This is a genomic window from Phytoactinopolyspora mesophila (assembly GCF_010122465.1).
In the GTDB taxonomy this organism is placed as follows: domain Bacteria; phylum Actinomycetota; class Actinomycetes; order Jiangellales; family Jiangellaceae; genus Phytoactinopolyspora; species Phytoactinopolyspora mesophila.
On record NZ_WLZY01000001.1, the window covers coordinates 187948 to 209002 of the forward strand.

General features: G+C 68.1%; 18 protein-coding genes. 12 read left to right on the plus strand and 6 right to left on the minus strand.

Going from position 1 to position 21055, the window contains the following annotated elements:
* Positions 1–26 precede the first annotated feature (26 nt).
* Genes F7O44_RS00790 through F7O44_RS00800 form a run of 3 tightly spaced genes read right to left on the minus strand, consistent with a single transcriptional unit; the run spans position 27 to position 3774 of the window.
* Positions 27–1433 (minus strand): YlbE family protein, encoded by a 1407-nt coding sequence (locus F7O44_RS00790; protein WP_162448299.1) that lies wholly within the window; start codon positions 1431–1433, stop codon positions 27–29.
* Positions 1430–2929, minus strand: a complete 1500-nt coding sequence (locus F7O44_RS00795; protein WP_222850928.1) for an AllF/FdrA family protein — start codon at positions 2927–2929, stop codon at positions 1430–1432. The genes F7O44_RS00790 and F7O44_RS00795 overlap by 4 nt, the downstream gene beginning before the upstream one ends.
* Complete coding sequence (locus F7O44_RS00800; protein ID WP_162448300.1) at positions 2926–3774, minus strand: oxamate carbamoyltransferase subunit AllH family protein; 849 nt, start codon at positions 3772–3774, stop codon at positions 2926–2928. The genes F7O44_RS00795 and F7O44_RS00800 overlap by 4 nt, the downstream gene beginning before the upstream one ends.
* 74 nt (positions 3775–3848) lie before the next feature.
* Between F7O44_RS00800 and F7O44_RS00805 the strand changes: the two genes are divergently transcribed.
* The 6 genes from F7O44_RS00805 to F7O44_RS00830 all read left to right on the plus strand — a co-directional run bounded on the left by F7O44_RS00805 (position 3849) and on the right by F7O44_RS00830 (position 11258).
* Positions 3849–5567, plus strand: coding sequence for a PucR family transcriptional regulator (locus F7O44_RS00805; RefSeq protein ID WP_162448301.1), 1719 nt, complete (start codon positions 3849–3851; stop codon positions 5565–5567).
* Between the two features lie 151 nt (positions 5568–5718).
* Entirely contained in the window at positions 5719–6660 is a 942-nt protein-coding gene (locus F7O44_RS31450; protein WP_162448302.1) for an FAD binding domain-containing protein, read from the plus strand.
* Between the two features lie 38 nt (positions 6661–6698).
* Positions 6699–7181, plus strand: a complete 483-nt coding sequence (locus F7O44_RS00815) for a (2Fe-2S)-binding protein (RefSeq protein ID WP_162449246.1) — start codon at positions 6699–6701, stop codon at positions 7179–7181.
* Positions 7178–9616 (plus strand): aerobic carbon-monoxide dehydrogenase large subunit, encoded by a 2439-nt coding sequence (gene cutA / locus F7O44_RS00820; protein WP_162448303.1) that lies wholly within the window; start codon positions 7178–7180, stop codon positions 9614–9616. The genes F7O44_RS00815 and cutA overlap by 4 nt, the downstream gene beginning before the upstream one ends.
* Entirely contained in the window at positions 9613–10299 is a 687-nt protein-coding gene (locus F7O44_RS00825) for an SRPBCC family protein (protein WP_162448304.1), read from the plus strand. Before cutA ends, F7O44_RS00825 begins: the two co-directional genes overlap by 4 nt.
* Positions 10300–10352: 53 nt before the next feature.
* On the plus strand, positions 10353–11258 hold the full coding sequence (locus F7O44_RS00830) for a carbon-nitrogen hydrolase family protein (RefSeq protein ID WP_162448305.1): 906 nt from the start codon (positions 10353–10355) through the stop codon (positions 11256–11258).
* A 21-nt stretch (positions 11259–11279) separates the two neighbouring features.
* Here F7O44_RS00830 and F7O44_RS00835 read toward each other — a convergent pair whose 3' ends face one another.
* From F7O44_RS00835 to F7O44_RS00845, 3 genes are all read right to left on the minus strand, one after another.
* Positions 11280–12137 carry a MerR family transcriptional regulator gene (locus F7O44_RS00835; RefSeq protein WP_162448306.1) on the minus strand — a complete coding sequence of 286 codons (858 nt, stop codon included), beginning with the start codon at positions 12135–12137 and terminating at the stop codon, positions 11280–11282.
* A gap of 119 nt (positions 12138–12256) precedes the next feature.
* Positions 12257–12658: a vWA domain-containing protein gene (locus F7O44_RS00840; RefSeq protein WP_162448307.1), complete on the minus strand. Its 402-nt coding sequence runs from the start codon at positions 12656–12658 to the stop codon at positions 12257–12259.
* Between the two features lie 54 nt (positions 12659–12712).
* On the minus strand, positions 12713–13006 hold the full coding sequence (locus F7O44_RS00845) for a hypothetical protein (RefSeq protein ID WP_162448308.1): 294 nt from the start codon (positions 13004–13006) through the stop codon (positions 12713–12715).
* Positions 13007–13156: 150 nt separating this feature from the next.
* Here F7O44_RS00845 and F7O44_RS29515 point away from each other — a divergent pair, with 150 nt between their 5' ends.
* From F7O44_RS29515 to F7O44_RS00875, 6 genes are all read left to right on the plus strand, one after another.
* A complete protein-coding gene (locus F7O44_RS29515; protein WP_222850929.1) occupies positions 13157–13633 on the plus strand; it encodes a ribbon-helix-helix domain-containing protein in 477 nt (158 codons plus the stop codon).
* Positions 13630–14016: a PIN domain-containing protein gene (locus F7O44_RS00855; RefSeq protein WP_162448309.1), complete on the plus strand. Its 387-nt coding sequence runs from the start codon at positions 13630–13632 to the stop codon at positions 14014–14016. The genes F7O44_RS29515 and F7O44_RS00855 overlap by 4 nt, the downstream gene beginning before the upstream one ends.
* A gap of 80 nt (positions 14017–14096) precedes the next feature.
* Positions 14097–16199: a hydantoinase/oxoprolinase family protein gene (locus F7O44_RS00860; RefSeq protein WP_162448310.1), complete on the plus strand. Its 2103-nt coding sequence runs from the start codon at positions 14097–14099 to the stop codon at positions 16197–16199.
* Positions 16196–18091, plus strand: coding sequence for a hydantoinase B/oxoprolinase family protein (locus F7O44_RS00865; protein ID WP_162448311.1), 1896 nt, complete (start codon positions 16196–16198; stop codon positions 18089–18091). The genes F7O44_RS00860 and F7O44_RS00865 overlap by 4 nt, the downstream gene beginning before the upstream one ends.
* 109 nt (positions 18092–18200) lie before the next feature.
* Positions 18201–19412 (plus strand): CoA transferase, encoded by a 1212-nt coding sequence (locus F7O44_RS00870; RefSeq protein WP_162448312.1) that lies wholly within the window; start codon positions 18201–18203, stop codon positions 19410–19412.
* A gap of 91 nt (positions 19413–19503) precedes the next feature.
* Positions 19504–20994, plus strand: a complete 1491-nt coding sequence (locus F7O44_RS00875; RefSeq protein ID WP_162448313.1) for a carboxyl transferase domain-containing protein — start codon at positions 19504–19506, stop codon at positions 20992–20994.
* Positions 20995–21055: the final 61 nt, after the last annotated feature.

A 21055-nucleotide genomic window follows, 5' to 3' on the forward strand; every position in this document is an offset into this window, starting at 1 on the left:
TATTCGTCAATTAGTGTTCATGATCATCAGGTGGGGGTCCGGGCGGCGAGGGCGGCGAGAGCGGCGGTGAAGCATTCGGCCGGGGGTTTGACCAGGCCCGCGCCGACCTGACCGGTGCCGGCCACTTTGCCGGCCATGCCGGTGTTGATCTGCGGCAGGATCCCGGTGCGGGCCACCAGAGTCACGTCGATGCCGGTGGGCGCGCCGCGGAACTCGAGGATCGGATACGCATACGCCGGGTTCTCACCGACGGTGATCTCATACATCAGCCGCGACGTGCGCAACGCGTCCGGCACCGAGCCGCCCACGAAGCGCACGATGGCCGGCGCGGCGGCCATCGCGAACCCGCCGATCCCCATCGTCTCGGTGATGGTGGAGTCGCCGATGTCGGGGTTGGCGTCCTCCGGCCCGAACGAGCCGAGGAACAACCCGTCCGGTGTGTTCGCCGGCGCGGTGAACCACTCGCTGCCGGTTCCGGAGACCTGGATGCCGAAGTCGGTGCCGTTGCGGGCCATGGTGGTGACGACGGTGCTGCCGTCGATACCGGCGGCGGCTGACGTCTGAAGTTTCCCGGCGGGCATCACCAGGTTGAGGAAGAAGTGGTCGTTGCCGGAAACGAACCGCACGGCCTCGGCCACCTGCACGGACGGTGCACCGCTGTCGATCAGGTCCGGCAGCAGCTCGCGCAGCAGCATCAGGGTGCCTGCCCGGTTGCGGTTGTGCCCCTCGTCGCCCATCTGCACCATCTGGGCGACGATGCTCTTGACGTCGATCCGCCCCCGGCGGCGCACGGCGGTCTGCAGAAGCGGTCCGAGAACATCGCTCATCCACCGCAGCCGGTCGATGACATCGGGGGAGTAGGCGCCGTACCGCAGCACCTTGCCGAGGCCCTCGTTCAGCGAGCACCACGACGTGCCGTCGTTGGCCTCGTCGCGCAGCTCGAACATCCACATCGACGGCGACACCACTCCGGCCATCGGGCCGACGGCCCCGCGGTCGTGACACGGCTGCAGGGTGATGCCGTCCCCGCCGGCCAGTTTGCCATCCGCGTCCTCCGGGGTGCTCGCCAGCCCTTCGAAGATCATCGCCCCGATCAGCGCCCCGCGCATGGGGCCGGACGCGCGTTCCCAGGTCAGCGGCGGGCCCGCGTGCAGGAACTCGCCCGGCTGAAGCCCGAGCACCTCGCGGGCCGGGCGGACGTCTACGAGCTCCGCGGTGGAAGCGAGCATCCGTTCGACGGCTCGGGTATTGGCCGCAGCGCGGCGCGGATCGGCCATGACCGCGGGCAGGCTGTCGGCAGTGCCATCGAGGGGTGGCCGCCACTCGACTTGTTCGGTGGCCACGGCCTGGGCGGCCAGCGCGTCGGCGAACAGATCGACCCCCGCCGTGACGACGCGCGGCTCGGTGGTGAGGAGGTCTCGCAGCGTGGTCATGTGGCTCCTCCAACGAGACGAACCGCTTCCCGGGTGGCGGCGGCATTCGACAGGTGGACCGACGCCCCCGCACCGGCGAGGGCGATGGCCTGCCGGTTCAGGTCCTGGGAATCGTCGACGGTACCGATCAGGGAGACGACGACGTTCAGGTCGCGGCCGTCCTCGGCGGCTCGTTCGCGGGCCGCCTCGATAGCCGGCGCGAGTTCACTCGCCGGATCGGGGTGGGCGCCGTGGCCGAGGACGACGTCGAGCAGCACCACGCCGCAGTCCGGATCGCCCGCTTCGGCCAGCAGCCGCTCGGCGCGTAGCGAGCCGTCGATCATCGGATGCGGCCGGCCCTGGGTGAGGGTGTCGTCGCCGAAATCGATCATCGCGTGGCCGGACGCGCGGAGGCCGTCACCAAGTGCCCAATCGGGCCGCAGCGGGATGTTCGAGTACACGGGACCCAGGATGGAGCTGGCGATGAGCATCGCTTCGTCGCAGAGTGTTCCGCCGGCGAACAGCCCTCGCAGGTGGCCATTGCCCGGGCGGAGTTCCCGAGGCGGAGCCCAGGTTCGCGGCGGCGTCCACTCGGGCTGTGGGCCGCCGCGAGCGGCCTCGACGATCGCCTGGGCCGTCGCCGTCAGGTCTGGCTGGCCCTCGCCGAGAAGGGCGAAGAGCACCGGTTTGCCCAGCTCGGCGGCGTGGGAGCGGACCAGTTCGGCCACGGCGGGAGCGGGTGGTTTGCTGACCACGGCGATCAATTCGGTGGCGGAGTCGGCGGCCAGCATGTCCAGCGCGGTCAAGGTGGAGATCGCGCCGACCGAGTCCGTCAGGTCTCGTCCGCCGACACCAAGGCAATGGCTGATACCCACCCCGGCGGCGCTGACCAGGCTCATCACGTGTTGCGCTCCGGTGCCGGAGGCCGCGACGATCCCCACCGGACCGGGCTGCACCACATTGGCGAAGCCGAAGCCGGTCCCACCGACCACTGCCGTGCCGCAGTCCGGCCCCATGACCAGCAGCCCGCGCCGCCGAGCCTCCTCCTTCAACCTGATTTCCTGATGCAGCGGAACGTTGTCGGAGAACACGATGACCGGAAGGTCGCTCTCCAAGGCATCCATCGCGTCGGCGAAGGCGTACTGGCCGGGCGTCGAGACGAACGCGACGGTGGCCGGTGCCCGCTTGGCGGCCGCGCCGACGGTGCGTGCCGCGGGGGTGTCGCCGAAGCCTTGTGGCGTGGGCCGGCTCCGTTCGCTCAGTGTGGACTGCACCAGCTCGAGAGCGCTGTGGAGGGCGTCGTCGTCGATGGTGTCGAGTGCCACCATGAGGTCGTTGGGTCCGGTGTCTGCCGGGGCGTCGAATCCCATGCCGGCCAGCAGTTCCAGGTTGAGCTCGGTGGCCATGGCCACCAGTGCGGCGTTGACCCCGGGTGCGCTTCCGATCGTGCGGCTGACCTGCATGAGCGTCACGGAGTCGTGGTAGACGCCGGAGCGGAGTTCGAGGTGTCGAGTCAAAGCGCCGGTCTCCGATCGGACATTGGGTGGTCGGCGCGCAAGAGCGCGCAGAGGACACCTGCGTAGAGCGCCGAACCGGATGTGTGTCCGACGGTCAGCAGGTCTCGGTGGGCGGACTGCACGTCTCCACCGGGAGATTCGAGAGCCGCGAGCAGGGCGGCGAGTTCCGGTACACACCGTCCCTGAGCGGCGTAGGCGAGCAGGCCCGCGGACACCGTGGTGGTGCGGGACAACGGAGCGGCGGCTTCGATCGCGGCCGTGAGCTCGTCGGCCCGCCGGCTGTGGACGGCCCGCAGCGTCGTCAGAGCCCCGGCCAAGACGTCGTCACCGGCCGGTGTGAGACCGGGGCCGAGGCCCAGGAGCGCGTCGACGGCATCGCCCAGGCGGTGCCGGTCGGTGGACAGCCCGTCGGTGAGCAGGGCTGCCGCTTGGCGCACGAGTTCGTCGAGGTCGGGTCGTGGGCATCGGGCGGCACGGCGCACGCACAGGGCCGCGTCGAACACGTGTGGTGCCCTGGCCGGCCACCACCGCGCGACACTGACCACGGCGGTGGGCAGCCGGAGTCGGCCATTGCCGATCGCCGCCGGGGTGCCGACGGTGGCCGCCGGCAAGGGGGTGTCGACGATCATGGCGCACGGCAGCCGGGCGGCCCTGGTGTTGGTCACGCAGACAAGTGCTGGTTCGGCCCCGGTGACGTGCACGGCCACCATGTCCGTGGTGCGGGCCACCACCTCGCCGTTGCGACGTGGCCCGCGCAAGAGCGGGGTGAGAGCCGAACCGGCGGCAGCGGTGAGCCACCGTATCCCAGGTGCGTCCTGCCCTGGCGTCATCGTGGAATGCAGCATGCCCACCTCCACGTTCGCCGATTACCGCCGGATTGGTCTGTCATGAACGTAACTGCGGGCGCTACGGTCTCTGCATGGGAAATGTTGCCAACGATCAGGGCGATCCTTCGCCGGAGTTGCCAGCCGGTGCACCCGTCAAGGTCCTGCCACCGGCTACGGTGCCCGGCCTGACCGTGCGCAAGGCGATGGAGATGCCTGCTCTGGCCGGCGCCCGGCTGGTGGCCGGTGCCGGTGGGCTGGACCGGATCGTGCGGCGGGCCAACATCATGGAGGTCCCGGACATCCTGCCGTGGGTCAAACCGCACGAACTGCTGCTGACCACGGGCTACCCGCTGCGCAACACCCCGCAGGGATTCTCGGCCCTGGTGGGCGACCTCAACGAGCAAGGGCTGGCCGCCATCGGGGTCAAGTTGCACCGATATCTCGACCGGCTGCCGGAGCAGATGGTCGAGGAGGCCGACCGGCTCGACCTGCCGCTGTTGCTGCTGCCGGACGCGGTCGGTTTCGACGACATCCTGAACCAGGTGCTCACGGGCGTGCTCAACCGGCAGACCGTGGAGCTCGAGCGGTCCTGGGAGATCCACCACGCTCTGCTGTCGGTGGTGCTTGAGGGCGGCGGGCTCGGCGAGCTGGCGGACAAGGCGTCCGCCGTGCTGGGGGTAGCGGTGTTCGTTACCACCTCCGACGGCCGGGTCCTGGCTGAGGGTGGCGCCCCGGACGACCTCAGTGGGTGGCGCTCGTCCGCCTGCTTCGACCAGACAGGGCGATTCCGCACCGAGTACGAGCCGGGAGGGGTACACGCTCACCCGGACGTCCCTGGCCAGCACGCAGTGGTGCCCGTGGTCGCGGGGCGCGTCGATCACGGGCGCATCGTCGCTTTCGCCGGGGATCGTGAGCTGGACGAGGGCGACGTGAATGTCCTCGAGCGCACCGCCACCGTCGCCGCGCTGGCGGTGAACAAGCAGCTCGCGGTGACGGCGGTGGAGGGCAAGTACCGAGGCGACTTCCTCCGCGACATGTTGGCCGGCCGGGCGGGCGAACGCGAGCAGATCGTTGCCCACTGCGAGGTTCTGGGCTGGGACGTCGCTCGTGAGCTGGTTGTGGTGGTGGCCGAACTCGATCCCGGCGTCGGTTCGGCGCCCATGACGGGTTTGGAGCTCAGACCGGCTCAGGAGCGTTTTACAACGGCCTGGCAGACGGTAGTCGGACGACGCGACCACGCCGCACCGGTTGTGGGATTCGCGCAGGAGGTCGTCGCGCTCTTGCCGGTGCCGCAAACCGCGGACGTCGACGCTCTGGTGCGAGACGTCGTCCGCGGTGTCTCGGGGGACGGCGGAGGTGGCCGGCGCTCCTTCTCTACCGGCGTCAGCCGGGTACTCGACGATCCCGAACGGCTACCGGCCGCGTACGAGCAGGCTCGGCGCGCGGTGTACGTCGGCCGGCAGATGAACGGGTCCGGATCCGTGGCGCACTTCGATGCTCTGAGGTCGTTCCGTCTCATCAGCCTGATCGAGGATCAGGACGAACTCCGCGGGTTCGTCAAGGAGAGCTTGCGTGAGCTGGCCGCCGAGGACGATCCAGAGATGGCCGACCTGCGACACACCCTGAAAGTGCTGCTCGATACCAACCTCAACGTGGCCGAAGCGGCGCGGATCCTGCACTTCCACTACAACACGCTGCGCTACCGGATCGGCAAGCTCGAACGGATGGTGGGCGCCTTCACCACTGATCCCGAACTGCGGCTCGATCTAGCACTGGCCCTGAAGGTCCTGCAGATGCGTGGACTGTCTTGATGTTGTCGCATGCGGTGTTCGATGAGCTTGCATCGGGACAGACGTTGCCGACGGATCCCGGTTCGAGTCGGCAGATCATGCCCATGCTGTTGACCGGCGATATGCATAGGTTTCCTAAATCCCGTACACCCGGGGACAGGGAGAAGATGACGTGAAGCCATCGGGATTCACCTACCACCGGCCGGACGGCGTCGGGGGCGCGCTCCAGGTGCTTTCCGAGTTCGGGCCGGACGCGAAGGTCCTGGCAGGTGGGCAGAGCCTGGTGCCGCTGCTGAATATGCGCCTGGCCGCGCCGGAGCATCTGGTCGATATCAACCGGCTGGACGAGCTTTCCTATGTGCGGGTCGACGGGGACGATGAACAGCGGGTGGTCCGGGTCGGCGCCACCGCGCGGCACACGGACGTGGAGCGCGACCCCGCGGCATCGGGCGCATTGCCGCTGCTTGGCCGGGCGTTGCGGCACGTCGCGCATCCCACGATCCGGAACCGCGGGACGACGGTCGGCAGCCTCGTGCACGCCGATCCCTCCGGAGAGATGACGGCCGTGCTGGCACTGCTCGAAGGATCGATGCAGCTGCGGGCGGTCAACTCGACACGTACGGTAGCCGCGGCCGACTTCTTCCTCGGTCCGCTCGAGTCCTGCGCCGTGGCCGGCGAGCTGGCAACCGAAGCGGTCTTCCCGGTTCCGGCCGGGCGCACCGGGTCGGCCTGGCTGGAGGTGGCCCGCCGGCACGGTGACTACGCGGTGTGCGGTGCCGGCGCGCTCGTCACACTGGACGACGACCTCCGCGTGGTCTCGGCCAGAACCGCCTACATCTCGGTCGACGCCACACCGGTGGTGCTCGACCTGACCGACGAAGCCGGCGCGGTGCCGTTCGACACTGCTGACTGGGTCGGAGCCGGGCGTGCGGCGGCGGATCGGCTGGACCCGGACGACGACATTCATGCCACGGCGGAGTATCGCCGGCACCTGGCCGGTGTGCTGACCACCAGGGCGCTCCACGCGGCCGGGCTGGACGCAGCCGCGCCCGAAGCGGTGAACAGAGACGGAGTGCGTCGCCTCGGCGCTGCCAGCACGGAGGTTCCACGGTGAGCGATTCCCCAGCGGCCGAGCCGGTGCACGAAGTGACGATGCACGTCAATGGATTGCCCCGATCCGCGGCTGTTCCGGCGCGCCGCCTGCTGTCGGATTTCTTGCGCCACGACCTCGGACTCACCGGCACTCACGTCGGTTGCGAACACGGTGTCTGCGGTGCCTGCACCGTTTTGGTGGACGGGCGGCCGATCCGGTCCTGTCTTCAGTTCGCCGTGATGCACGACGGCGCGGAGATCACCACCGTCGAGGGCTGCAATCGCCCGGACGGCGCGCTGGGACCGGTTCAAGAGGCCTTCCGTGACTGCCACGGGTTGCAATGCGGATTCTGCACTCCGGGTTTCGTGACCACCATCACCGCCTATCTCGAAGAGAACCCGGCCCCGACCCAGGAAGAGGCCCGGGAGGCGATCGCCGGCAACCTGTGCCGATGCACCGGGTATCAGAACATCGTCGCGTCGGTGCTGCGGGCATCCGAGATACGCGCGGCCCGGGGACACGACGAGGAGGCGAGCCGTTGACGACGCGAAGCCTCGGCGAACCTATCGCCCGGCGAGAAGATCCACGTTTGCTGTCCGGACAGGGACGGTACGTGGACGATATCGGCCACGGTGCCTTGGAGGTCGCGTTCGTGCGCAGCCCCCACGCGCATGCGCGAATCGTCGACATCGACGTCACGGATGCCCTCGATGTCGACGGGCTGGTCGCGATCTACACCCATGAGGACCTTCCTGGCCGGGTCGGAGAGCCGCTGCCGCTGCTGATCCCGCATCCGGGACTGACCCACGGACGCACGCCGTATGCGCTGGCCAAGGACGAGGTCAACCACGTCGGCGAGGCCATTGTCATGGTGGTGGCCACCGACCGCTACGTCGCCGAGGACGTTTGCGACCGGATCCGGGTGGAGTTCGACTTCCTGCCACCCGTGGTTGGCATCGACAACGCTCGGGCCGGCGAGCTGCTGGTACACGACGACGTGCCGGGCAACGTGGCCGCACATCTGGTGCAGGAGGTCGGGAACGCTCCTGCCGCGATCGAGTCGGCGCCGAACGTCGTCGAGCTGGATCTGGAGATCGAGCGCAGCGCGTCGTCCCCGATGGAGGGCAAGGGGGTGTGGGCCCGATGGGACAGCGACGACCAGAGCCTGCGGGTGTACACATCCACCCAGGCGTCCACGTCCGTGCGCGCGGCGGTGGCGGCCAAGCTCGGCCTGCCGGCCGATCGCGTCGAGGTCATCGCGCCGGATGTGGGCGGCGGGTTCGGTGTGAAGATCGTGCATCCGTGGCCCGAGGAGATCCTGATCCCGTGGGCGGCGCTCACGCTGAACCGTGAGGTGAAGTGGACCGAGGATCGCCGGGAGCATTTCGTCTCCAGCGCGCACGAGCGTGGCCAGCTGCAGCGGATCCGGGCCGGCTTCGACGACGACGGCCGGCTGCTCGGACTCGACGTCACGCTCTGGCACGACAACGGCGCCTACACGCCGTACGGCATCATCGTTCCGATCATCACCTCCACACAGCTGCTCGGCCCGTACAAGCCGGGTGCCTACCGGGTGGAGTTCTTCAGCCTCTACACCAACACCGTGATCGTCACGCCGTACCGCGGCGCGGGCCGCCCGCAAGGGTGCTTCGCGATGGAGCGGACCATGGACGCTATCGCTGAACACCTCGGCCTGGACCGGACCGTCGTCCGGGAGCGCAACTTCATCCAGCCCGACGAGATGCCCTATGACCACGGCATGGTCTTCCAGGACGGGCGGCCGCTGATCTACGATTCCGGCGACTATCCGGCCACCCTCGACAAGTTGCGCGAGTTGGTCGGCTGGGACGAGTTCGAGCAGTACCGGACACAAGCGCGGGCGGCCGGCCGGCAGGTCGGCATCGGCATGGCCTGCTACGTCGAGGGGACCGGCGTCGGCCCGTACGAGGGCGGGTTCGTCAAGGTCGAGACCGACGGCACCGTCGTCGTCGCCACCGGCCTGACCAGCCAGGGACAGGGCCACCAGACCGCGTTCGCGCAGGTGGTGGCGGACGAACTAGGCGTTCCGGTCGAGAAGGTGGTGGTGACCACCGGAGACACCCGCCGGTTCAAGTATGCGGTTGGCACGTTCGCCTCCCGGGCCGCGGTGATGAGCGGCAACGCGATCGCCGCGGCCGCGCGCAAGGTGCGGGAGAAGGCGTTGCGGGTCGCGGCAGAGGCGTTGGAGGCGGACCCGCGTGATCTCGAGATCGTCGACGGCGACGTGCGGGTGAAGGGGGCACCGGGGTCCTCGGTGCCGTTGTCGACCGTCGCCGTCCTGTCGAATCCCCTGCGGTATGCCTTCGACGAGGAGACTCAGCGGGCCACCCAGTTCGCCACCCCAGCCGATCCGGACGAGCCGCCGGTGGCCGACGGCGAGGAACCAGGTCTGGAAGGCACGGCCTACTATTCGCCGCCTCGATCCACCTTCGCCAACGGCATGCACGCGGTGATCGTCGAGACCGACCCGGACACGGCGGAGATCTCGATTCTGCGCTACTGCGTGGTGCATGACTGCGGGACGCTGATCAACCCACGCATTGTCGAGGGCCAGATCCATGGGGGTGTAGCCCAGGGTGTCGGCGGCGCACTGTACGAGCGGATGGTGTACGACGACGCCGGGCAGCTGCTCAATGCGTCCTTCATGGACTTTCTGATGCCGTATGCGACCGAGGTGCCCGTCGTCGAGACCGATCACCTGGAGACGCCGTCACCGCTGAACCCGCTGGGTATCAAGGGAGCGGGGGAGGCCGGGGTGATCCCGGGCTCAGCCGTGCTCGCCTCGGCCATCGAGGACGCGGAAGGCTTCCGGATCACCCGGATGCCGATCTCGCCGTCGGAGTTGCATCATCTGCGAGCAAGGCACGCGGCGGGTGAGGTTCCCGCGGTGCGACCACGAATTCACGGTTTCTCCGCCGAGAAAGGCTCCACACGATGAAGATCACTGGATCTGCCGTCCTCCATGCCCCACGCGAGAGGGTGTGGCAGGCCCTGAACGATCCCGCCGTTCTCGTCCGGACGATCCCCGGCTGCCAGCGTCTCGAGACGATTGGTCCGGACCAGTACCGGATGACGGTGTCGGCGGGGGTCGCGTCGATCAAGGGTGTGTACGCCGGCGAGGTCCAGCTGCGTGATCAGCAGGAGCCGGCCACGTTCGTGCTCAAGGCGTCCGGCGCCGGAGCACCGGGCACGGTCAGCGCCGACGTCCGGGTCACGCTCAACGAGAACGGCGACGGCGTGACCACGCTGGACTACGACGCCGACGCCATCGTCGGCGGCATGATCGGCGGTGTCGGGCAGCGGATGCTCAGCGGAGTGGCGAAGAAAACGGCGGGGGAGTTCTTCGCCGCGGTGGACGACGTGCTGACCGGTAAAACCGCCGCCGCTGTCGCCGCGGCGACAGGCGAAGCGGGTGTGACAGCAGGACCAGCCGGTCCTGTCCCGGGTACCGGTGCTCCCGCGCCGGCAGCGTCGGGTGTTTACGAGGCGCCGGCTGCACCAGCTTCGGGGGCCGCGGCTGTGCTCGGCGGCGATTTCGGGCGTGGTGTGCTGGTTGGAGCGGCGATCGCGCTGGGCGGTGTTGTCGTCGGCGGCTGGATCGCCGGTCGGCGTCGCGGATAGCCAAAGATCGAGGCGGTTCAGGACTACAGTAGGAAAACGGGGAGGGACATTCGATGCGGGCGTTCACTGCGGCAGCGGTTCAGGTGCGGCCACGCGCCGAGCCACTCACACCGGAGACCATCAAAGCGAACATCGACCACGCGGTCAGCTACGTCGAGCAATGTGTTGCTGACACAAGCGCCGAGCTCGTGGTGCTCCCCGAGACGGTGACCACCGGTTTCACCCCCGGATGTCCGCCGGAGCGGCTCTGGGACCTGGTGGCCGAGATTCCCGGCGGTCTCACCGAGCCGTTCCAGGAGGTCGCCGGGCGGCTTGGCGTCCACCTGGTGTGGGGAACATACGAGCGAGGCGAAGAGCGAGGCGTCGTCTACAACTCCGCCGTCCTGGCCGGGCCGGACGGCTCGATCCGCGGTGTCTATCACAAGACACACCCGTTCTGCACCGAGCTGCGCTCCAAGGGCGGCTGGGTGACGCCCGGAAACGACGTCGTGGTGGTGGAGACCGAACTCGGCAACATCGGCATGATCCTGTGCTTCGACGGCGACTACCCGGAGCTGTCCCGCATCGCGGCGGTGCGCGGGGCGGAGGTCATCGTGCGCCCCTCCGGCCTGCTTCGCTCCGCGGACATCTGGGAACTCACGAACCGTGCTCGCGCCTACGACAACCACGTGTTCGTCATCGGAGCCAATTGCACGGGTATCGACGCGACCGGCATGCTCTACTTCGGCAATTCGATGATCGTCACGCCGGTCGCCGAGGTGATCGCGCGGGCTGCCAGTCACGAATGCTGGGTCTCAGCGCGGCTGGACCCGGACGAGGCGATGCGTTCACTCACACCCGGATCCAGCATCGCGCAGGGGTTCGACCACCTGGCCGACCGCAACCTGGAGATGATCCGCCGGCACAGTGACGATCTCACGCGGGCGAAAGAGACTTCGTTCCCGCACGTCAAGCTGTGATCGGGCTGGACACGCGGCGGGTCAGCGGACCGGCCAGACGATCTCCGTCTCGTACTTCGCCGGGTCTTTGACCTCCGCCGGGTCGTTGAGGTACACGTCGTAGGGCAACGCCGCGGGGGTGAGTCCCTGTTTGCCGATCCACACCTCCATCTCGCGATAGGCCATGCCGAGTTCGTTGTATGGGCCGACATGGACGGCGCGGGCGGCGCGCCCGCCGTCCATGCGACGACGCGTCAATCCGTCCGGCACGGGACCCCCGTCCGGCACCGGCACGCAGACCTCGATGGTCCACTCCTCGTCTTCCATGGCGTGGTAGACCATCCGGGGCGGGCCTGCCGGTATGGTGTCCACCCGGCTGAGCGCGTCGTAAATCCGGTGATAAGCGGGTCCGGCGTCGGTGCTGATGGCTTCGGGAGAGGTGCTGAACGTCAATCCGATGACGTCGGTGGGCGCGGTGTTCCTGGTGGTGATCTCGTAGGTCATGACGGCTCCCTTCCTGATGAAGTTCTCGACCCGCTGCAGCATGTGCCGATGGCGCTCGATGCGCTGCTCGAGCACTATCCGGTGTGCGTCGAGCAATGCACGAACAGCGTCGGGATCCGTCTCGGTCACGATCGGTTTGATGTCCTGCAACGGCATGTCGAGCGAGCGCAGGATGGCGATGGCCCGGGCCACGGGTGCCTGCTCGTCGGTGTAGTAGCGGTAGCCCGTCACCGGGTCCACGTACGCCGGCGACAGCAGGCCGGTCTCGTCGTAGAGCCGCAGCGCCTTGACGCTGAGCCAGCACATCCGCGAGAACCGCCCGATGCTCAACAGCTCGTCCATCGCCGCCCCCTGGTCAGGTATGGATCCTGGTGTCTCCCCTCGGGGGAGAGTCAAGCCCGAAGTTTCGGGTCGCGCACCGTGCCGGATAGGTGTAGTTTTCGTCCGCAGGAAGGTGCTCCTCGACCAGGCGATCGGACCCTCATACGTCGATCAACGCGGCCGAGGAGCACTCTTCATTCTCGACTCGATATCCAGGGATGTCGATACCCAGCAGTCCGGTCCGAACCGTTCACCTCGAATCGGTAATAGTTGAGTTCGCCCGGGAGCACGACATCGGTGTATGTGGTGTCCAGGTCGCCGGTACGTGCGTTCTGCGGGATGGGCGCGCCCTCGAGAGCCGAGCCGGTGAATTCGACCCGGCGCCGCTCCCGTGCGGTGATTTCTTCAAGGGTCTCGGTCAGCTCGGAAGCGGATTCCACGTCGCGGAACTCACCCCGTGCAACCTCGGCGATGCAGTTCAGTTCCTCGCGAGCCTGGTCGTTGTCCTCCAGGGCGAAGCCGACGGTGTTGATGGTCAGGTCGATGCCGTCGTCGGCCAGGCCGGCGGCGACCTCACAGGGGGCGGGGGAGCACAAGTGTCCTCACCGTCGGATACCAGAATGATGGAGCGCGGTCCCTCAGGTGGGAGGTCATTGGCAGCCTCCTGCAGAGCCCGGCCGATTGGCGTCCTCGGCATCCGCAGCCGGGTCGGCCGGCGGCGTGTCGTCGTTCTGGCCCTCGTCGTTGTCTTCGCCGGTGTCACGGTTGGTGCCCGCGGGCTCGGTCGCCGGCTCCGTAGTGGGTTCAGGAACGTCGTTGGAGAGCGTTGATGTGGTGGTGTCCCGGTCGGTCACTTCGGCGCCGCAGGCGGTGAGCAGGAGCAGGGTGGACAGCGCGGCCGCGGCTACCGCTTTCATGTGTCGGGTAGGTCGTGGGTGCTGCATGATCCGGTCCTTTCGGAGGTGTTCAGCTCTGGTCATGATTCGACCGTAGGGACCGGGTGTCGCACTGGTAGCGCGGCGTGACCACTCCAAAGCTAGTGCCGCGCGAAGATCATAGCCCAGCCTTTTGTAGGAAACCGACATGTGCGTACAATGGGTGCACAACAGGAGGTGGCCATGGCCGGCATCGACGTCCAATGGCCCGAGCGTCGCAGTGAGCGGCTGCACGTGCGGGTCACGCCGGGGTTCAAGCAACGGCTCGAAGAAGCCGCGAGAGAGGCGGGAATGAGCGTGTCGGATTTCGTTGTGCGCGTCGTCAGCGACCGACTCGACCAGGTGGACGGAGATCACGACGCGGAATCGCTGCTGTTCGAAGAGTGGCTGGTGGCGACGATGGGCCGCGAAGGTACGCAGATGCTGGACCGAATGGCTGAGGCTGAGGGTGCGTCCCGGGAGGAGGTGGCGCGCCGACTTCTGGATCGGGCGCTGGCTGGTGCAGCTGATGACGCGGCGGCGGATCTCACAGCGCTCGAGGCATCGTTTGGGGTGTGTCCCGAGATCGAGATCATGCCGCGAGAGACGAGTGAGCGGGGCCGGCATCTTGTAGAGATGTGGCAGATCACGCCGTGATCCTGATTGACAGCGATGTGTTGATCGCCCACCTGCGTGGGCTGGACGTTGCGCGTGCGTGGCTGCTCGACGCCCGCGCCGCGGGTCCCTTGATGATCAGCGCGGTGTCGGTTGCGGAGTTGACCGGCGGCATGCGAAGTGCGGAGCGACGTGAGGTCTGGGCCTTGTTTGGCGCGCTGCGGATTGAACCGGTCACGGAGATGATCGCTCGGCGGGCCGGTGAGTTTATGCGGCAGCACCGGCGTTCCCACTCCGGCATCGAACTCGCCGACTATCTGATCGCGGCCACGGCCGATGTTCGAGGGCTGGAGCTGGCTACCCTCAACATCCGTCACTATCCGATGTTCGAAGGCTTGGCGGCGCCGTTCCCCCTCCCTGCCTGAATCGGTCACCAAGGCGGCGGTTCGACCGTTGGCAAGACTTGCCGACGCGTCGGGCAAGTTCTGCCGGTTGAATCGCGGGCATGGATGCGCCGAAGATTCGAGTCGGAATCGACACGGGCGGGACATTCACCGACGTCGTCGCCGTGGACGAGCACACCGGCCGGCTGGTGACCACGAAGACCCCGTCCACGCCAGCGGACCCCGCCGACGGCTTCATGACCGGGATGGCCAAGGTGCTGGACCGGTTGGGAGTCGGTCCGGAGTCGGTCTCGGCGGTCAGCCATGGAACGACGGTCGCGACGAACAAGCTGCTCGAAGGCAAAGTCGACGACCTCGGCTTCATCACCACTGAGGGCTACGAACACATGCTCGAGATCGCCCGGCAGTCGGTTCCCGACGGCTACGGCAACAGCTACTTCTGGGTGAAGCCGCCCCGTATCGTTCCGGCGGACCGGGTGCGCACCGTGCATGGACGGATGGCGGCCGACGGGTCGGTGATCCGGCCCTTCGACGAGGACGACGCCGTGGCCGCCGCCCGCTTCTTCCGGGAGCGCGGGATCACCACCATCGGTGTCTGCTTCCTCCACGCGTACGCGAACCCGGAACACGAGCTGCGCATGCGAGACGTCCTGGCGCGCGAACATCCGGAGGCGACCATCTCGATCTCGGCGGACGTCCTGCGGGAGTACCGCGAGTACGAGCGCAGTGTCACGACGCTGGTCGACGCAGCCGTCAAGCCGGATATCCGCCGCTACGTCGAGAACATCGCCGTCAGGTTGAGCGAGCTGGGCGGGCTCCAGACAGCCGGTACGGATGAACCCGGAGGCGCCCGGCCGCTGCCTTTCTACATCATGAAATCGAACGGGGGAGTGTTGTCCGCCGAGGAGGTGGCCGACCACCCGATCACCACGGTGCTCTCCGGTCCGGCCGCCGGTGCGCTGGGAGCCGCGGTTGTCGCGGGGGCAGCCGGGTACCCCAGTGTTGTCACCCTTGACGGCGGCGGCACGTCCACCGATGTGACCGTCGTCGTCGACGGCCATCCAGCGCTGACCACCGAAGGTACGGTCGGGGCGTATCCGAGCAAAATCCCGATGATCGACGTCGTGACCGTCGGAGCTGGAGGTGGATCAATCGGCTGGATCAGTCCGGAGGGCACCCTCAAAGTCGGCCCGCACTCCGCCGGCGCCGATCCCGGGCCGATCTGTTACGGCGCCGGCGGCACCGAGCCGACCATCACCGACGCGCACCTCGTCCTCGGCCGGATCCCGCCACATCTGCTTGGCGGAGAGATCCCGCTGGACGTGGATGCCGCCCGGCAGGGCATCTCCGGTCTCGCGGACCGGCTCGGCCTCGAGGTGGAACGCTGCGCGGCGGGGGTGCTGGAGATCTCGGCGTGGAACCAGGCCAACGCACTGCGTCAGATCACCGTCAAACGCGGCCTGGACGTCCGGGACTTCACCCTGGTCAGCTTCGGCGGCTCAGGTTCACTGCTGGCCTGCAGTCTGGTGGACGTGCTGGGGCTCGACGGCGTCCTGGTGCCCGCCAATCCGGGCAACCTGTCGGCCTATGGACTGCTCACCGTCGATGTGCGAAACGACTACGTGCGCACTGCCGTCGCGCGGCATCGCGACCTCGATCTCGCGGCGGTGCGCAAGATCCTGGACGATCTGCGCGACGAAGCCGCTGCCGCGTTGCGCCGAGAAGGCTTCGAGCCGGCCGCGCGGCGCTTCGTGCGCACCGCCGATCTTCGATACTTCGGCCAGGCGTTCGAGGTCCGGGTTGACATCCCAGACGGCCCGATGACGGCCGAACTGGCCGGCGCGGTCGCTGACGCGTTCCATTCCGAGCACTACAAGCTGTATGGCTACCACTTCCGTGACGACCCGCGTCAGCAGGTGGAATGGGTGAATCTGCGAGTCACCGGCATCGGGCCGATCCGCCGGCCCGAGATGGTCGAGATCGAACCCGGCTCGGGCTCGGAGCCCAGCGCACGGCGACGCGTCTATTTCGACGATTGGCTGGACACCGCCGTCTATCAACGATCCACCCTCGGCGCCGGCGACGTCATCGTCGGACCGGCCGTCATCGAGGAATTCGGCTCGACGGTCCCGATCCATCCAGGGTTCCGGGTGGACGTGGACCGCTTCGGCAACCTGCTCATCACGCGAGAGGACGCAGCATGACGGGCACTGCGTATCGGCTGACCGATAACGTCCAGGTGGATCCGGTCCTCGTGGAGATAGTCGAGGGCTATCTCGCGTCGGTGGAGCAGGAGGTCGAGACCGCCATCGGCCGCACATCCCGCTCACCGATGATCCGCGACGCGCACGACTACCGCGCCGGGATCCACGACCGGCACCTGCGCAAGCTCACCGGCCGCTCCTACTCGGCCCTCGTGCACCCGGTGGCCCGGGACTATCCGCCCGAGACCATGAAGCCGGGTGACGTGTTCTTTCACAACGACGTCTACCTCTCCGAAGGCGGCATCGGGCACCTGCCGGATCTGTGCGTCACGGCGCCCGTGTTCGCCAAGGACCACACCGGCGCCGATACCGTCGTCGCGTTCGTGCAGGCATTCGGCCACCACGACGACATCGGTGGTTCGGTGCCCGGCTCCATGCCTTCGAGGGCGACCAGCGTGTTCGAAGAGGGCCTGATGGTCCCGCCGATCAAACTGTGGGACGCCGGTGTGCCGAACGAGGCAGCGCTGAAGATCATGACGCGCAACTCGCGGATGCCGGACTCGCTCGCCGCCGACCTGGACGCGGAGTGCGCGGCCTGCCTGATGGGCGCGCGCCGGATGGCCGAGCTGTTCGAACGGTATGGCAAGCAAGCCGTCGAAGCGTGCTTCGACACCATCCTGGACCAGACCAGTGAGACCTTCCGCCGCGAGGTGCTGTCGAAGATCCCCGCGGGCTCGTATGTCTGGGAGGACTACGCCGAGCACGACGGCGTGGACGAGCCGCAGCTGCATCGCCAGCGCGTCACCTTGACCAAGAGCGAAGCCGATGGCGGCAAGCTGACCATCGACTTCACCGGCACCGGGCCGCAGGCAAAGGGCCCGATCAACCATGCCGGCGACTACGCCGACGGGGTGTTCCTGAAGAAGTGGCTGGCGCCTATCCTGCGCAACTTGGCCGACACGCCGGAGCGGATGGCTGAGCTCGACGTCAACGAAGGCATCGTGCCGCTGATCGACATGCGGTTCCCGCCGCCGGGCACGCTGCTCACCCCGATCTTCCCGGCTCCCACCAACGCGCGCACCTTCGTCATCCTCCGGATGCTCGGCGTGCTGGCCGGTGCGGTGGCCAAGGCCGTCGACGGCAACATGCCGGCCGACCAGGAGACCATCCGCTACACCGGGGTCTACGGCGAGGACACCAGCGGCCAGCCGTACCTGATGCGGGAGGTGCTCGGCGGCGGTTCGGGCGGACGGTATTACGCCGACGGTGAGGACACCATCCACGTCGTGCCCGACTCCCGGAACCTGCCGAGTGAGTTCAGCGAGTCACGGTTCCCGTTCGTCGTCGAACGGCTCGGGTTGGCTCTCGACTCCGGCGGGCCCGGCCGGCACCGCGGCGGTCTCGGCTACGAGAAACACATCCGGATGCTGCGTGACGCGCATTTCATGTCCATCGCGGATCGATCCATCTTGTCCTGCTGGGGACTGAAAGGCGGTAAGGCCGGCCGGCCGTTCCAGGTGACCATCGATCCCGGCGGCCCTCGCGAGCGTGAGGTGGACGCGCTGGCCGACGCCGAGCCTGTCGCGGCCGGCGAAGTCATCCGGATCCGCACCACCGGCGGCGGTGGTTGGGGGGACCCGCTGGAGCGCCCGTACGACGAGGTGCTGCGTGACATCTCATGGCGCAAGGTCTCGGTCGAAGGCGCGCGGCGTGACTATGGCGTCGTCATCCGCGGATCGGCGGACGACCCGGTTGTCGATTCTTCAGCCAGCGACACGCTGCGGACTCAGATGCGTGAGGAGCAGGCGGAGCCAAGCCCGTTCTTCGACCGCGGACCCGGGTATGCCCAGCTGTCCGGCGGGGCGGCCGCTGCCGAGGCGGACTGGCTATGAGGATCGGTGTGGCGGATCTCATGGCCGGCTCTCGTCCCCCTGGCCGTAATCTGCCAGCAGGTACAGAACGGTTTGATCTCGGCTCGACCACACTTCGCGGAGGTGACCGGTGAACCACACCGAGCACACAGCAGAGGGCCAGGCCGGCGCGGCTGACCGGCCGTTGGCCGGGTACGTCGTCGTCGACCTGTCGCGGGCGCTGGCCGGCCCGCACGCGGGCATGATGCTCGGCGACCTCGGCGCCCGGGTGATCAAGGTCGAGGCCCCCGGACACGGCGACGATTCGCGCGGTTGGGGGCCGCCGTTCGCCGGCTCCGCCGACACACAGGTCTCGACGTATTTCATGTCGTGCAACCGCAACAAGGAATCGGTCACCGCGGATCTGAAAAGCGCGGAAGGCCAGCAGTTCCTGACCCGGCTGATCCGGCAGGCCGACGTCCTGGTGGAGAACTTCCGCACCGGCGTCCTCGACCGCTTCGGTTTCAGCGTCGAGCAGTTGCATGAGATCAACCCGGGCCTGGTGATCCTGTCCATCACCGGTTTCGGTCACGACGGCCCGGCGGCTGGGCGGGCCGGCTACGACCAGATCGCCCAGGGCGAGGCCGGGCTGATGAGTATCACCGGCGAGCCCGGTGCCCCCATGAAGGTCGGCGTGCCCATCGCGGATCTGCTGGCCGGCATGTACGGGGCCAACGGTGTGCTGGCAGCCCTGCTGGAGCGGGAACGCACCGGCCGTGGGCGGGTGGTGCGCACGTCATTGCTGGCATCGGTGGTGGGCGTACACGCCTTTCAGGGCACCCGGTGGACCGTCGCCGGTGAAGTCCCGCAGGGCAGCGGCAATCACCATGCGGCCATCGTGCCGTACGGCTTGTTCAACGCCGCCGACGGCGCCCTGCAAGTGGCGGTCGGCAGCGAGGTTCAATGGCGAGCCTTCGCCGGCGTCGTCGGCATCGATCCGGCTGATCCGCGGTACGCGACGAATGCTCTGCGGGTGCAACACCGCCACGAGCTGATCGAGGAGATCGAGCGGGTGTTCGCCACCGCTTCCACTGACCACTGGCTGACGCTGCTGGACAAGGCCGGTATCGCGAGCGGCAAAGTTCGTTCGCTGGACGAGGTGTACGAGTGGGACCAGACTCGCTCGCAAGGGTTGCTGATCGACGTCGAACACCCGGTGCTCGGCCGGGCGCAGCTACCCGGTCCGCCGCTGCGCTTCGACGGCGAACTCCCGCGCGGTCACGCTGCTCCGCCGCTGCTGGGCGAGCACAACGAGAGTGTCCGGCAATGGCTGGACGAACTCGACTCAGCCGACCCGTCCTAGCGTTGATCATGGCCAGATGTGACCTTCACCGGTCCGAGAAGGTGCCATCCGCCCATGATCAACATCAGTGTGGTGGGGGAGCGTGGTGTCCATGACGAATCGGCGCGGTGCCCTGGAGCTCGTTGATCTGGTTCTGGACAACGGCTCGTTCGCTCGGTGGGACTCCGCGCCGATAGATGTGCGGGCCGAGGGCAGGTACGCGGAGGAACTGGCCGCGGCCCGCGAGCGTACCGGCCTGGACGAGGCCGTCATCACCGGTGAAGGCCGGCTACGGGGACGACGGGTAGCGGTTGCCGCCTGCGAGTTCGGCTTCCTGGGCGGTTCGATCGGGGTGGCCGCCGCCGAACGGCTCACCGCCGGTATCGAGCGCGCCACCGCGGAGGGGTTGCCGCTGCTCGCGGCCCCGGTGTCCGGTGGCACCCGGATGCAGGAGGGGACTCTCGCGTTCGTCCAGATGCTGAAGATCACCGCCGCGGTCAGCGCGCACAAGTCCGCCGGACTGCCCTTCCTGGTGTACCTGCGTGATCCCACCACCGGAGGCGTGCTGGCGTCGTGGGGATCGCTCGGGCACGTCACGGTGGGGGAGCCTGGCGCCTTGATCGGGTTTCTCGGGCCACGGGTCTACCAGGCCCTCTACGATCAGCCGTTCCCCGAGGGCGTGCAGGTGGCCGAGAACCTGTACGCTCACGGACTCCTGGACGCCGTGCTGCCGCCGGAGCAGTTGGCTGAGATCGCCGATCGCGCGTTGACCGTGCTCATGGCGCCGCGCGAAGGGTTGCCGCAGGTGCCGGAGCTGCCGAAGGAACCTCTCGCTGATATCCCGGCCTGGGAATCGGTGACCAGATCGCGCCGCCCGGAGCGTCCGGGTGTGCGCCAGCTGCTTCGGGTGGCGGCCAGCGACATCATCACCCTCAACGGCACCGGTGAAGGGGAGCGGGACCCGGGTTTGCTGCTGGCCCTCGCGCGCTTCGGCGGAGCGCCGTGTGTGGTCCTCGGGCAAGACCGCCGCAATCAGGAGCTGGCCGGTCCCATGGGGCCCGGTGCGCTGCGCGAGGCTCGCCGCGGCATGCGCCTCGCCGACGAGCTCGGGCTGCCGTTGGTCAGCATCATCGACACCCCTGGAGCGGCGTTGTCGAAGGCGGCCGAAGAGCGGGGGATGGCCGCCGAGATCGCCCGCTCGCTGGCCGAGCTGATCGGCCTGCGGGCGCCTACTCTGTGCCTGCTGCTGGGCGAGGGCACCGGCGGTGGCGCGCTGGCTCTGGTCCCGGCGGACCGGGTGCTCGCCGCCCAGCATGCCTGGCTGTCGCCGCTGCCGCCGGAGGGCGCCAGTGCCATCATGTACCGGACCACCGAGCGTGCCGCCGAGATCGCCGCCGAACAGGGCGTCCGGTCGCTGGATCTGCTGCGCGACGGGATCGTCGACCGGATCATCGCCGAGCACGACGACGCCGCGGACGAACCGGATGAGTTCTGCCGGCGCACGGCTCAGGTCTTGCAGTATGAATTGGTGCGGTTGCTGGAAGCGGATCCCGCCGTGCGTAGGGCCGGCCGGCTGAAGCGCTACCGTCGTCTCGGCAGGTGATCATGAACACTTGGTGACCATATTGGTCGTCAAGTGTTCATGATCATGGGGAAGGAACTAG

Excerpts from the sequence above, each read along its gene's own strand:
- F7O44_RS00805 (WP_162448301.1), top strand. The coding sequence starts at position 3,849 with ATGGGAAATGTTGCCAACGATCAGGGCGATCCTTCGCCGGAGTTGCCA.
- F7O44_RS00875 (WP_162448313.1), top strand. The coding sequence starts at position 19,504 with ATGACGAATCGGCGCGGTGCCCTGGAGCTCGTTGATCTGGTTCTGGAC.
- F7O44_RS00865 (WP_162448311.1), top strand. The coding sequence starts at position 16,196 with ATGACGGGCACTGCGTATCGGCTGACCGATAACGTCCAGGTGGATCCG.
- F7O44_RS00815 (WP_162449246.1), top strand. The coding sequence starts at position 6,699 with ATGCACGTCAATGGATTGCCCCGATCCGCGGCTGTTCCGGCGCGCCGC.
- F7O44_RS00800 (WP_162448300.1), bottom strand. The coding sequence starts at position 3,774 with ATGCTGCATTCCACGATGACGCCAGGGCAGGACGCACCTGGGATACGG.
- F7O44_RS00860 (WP_162448310.1), top strand. The coding sequence starts at position 14,097 with ATGGATGCGCCGAAGATTCGAGTCGGAATCGACACGGGCGGGACATTC.
- F7O44_RS00790 (WP_162448299.1), bottom strand. The coding sequence starts at position 1,433 with ATGACCACGCTGCGAGACCTCCTCACCACCGAGCCGCGCGTCGTCACG.
- F7O44_RS00825 (WP_162448304.1), top strand. The coding sequence starts at position 9,613 with ATGAAGATCACTGGATCTGCCGTCCTCCATGCCCCACGCGAGAGGGTG.
- F7O44_RS29515 (WP_222850929.1), top strand. The coding sequence starts at position 13,157 with ATGGGTGCACAACAGGAGGTGGCCATGGCCGGCATCGACGTCCAATGG.
- F7O44_RS00830 (WP_162448305.1), top strand. The coding sequence starts at position 10,353 with ATGCGGGCGTTCACTGCGGCAGCGGTTCAGGTGCGGCCACGCGCCGAG.
- F7O44_RS00845 (WP_162448308.1), bottom strand. The coding sequence starts at position 13,006 with ATGCAGCACCCACGACCTACCCGACACATGAAAGCGGTAGCCGCGGCC.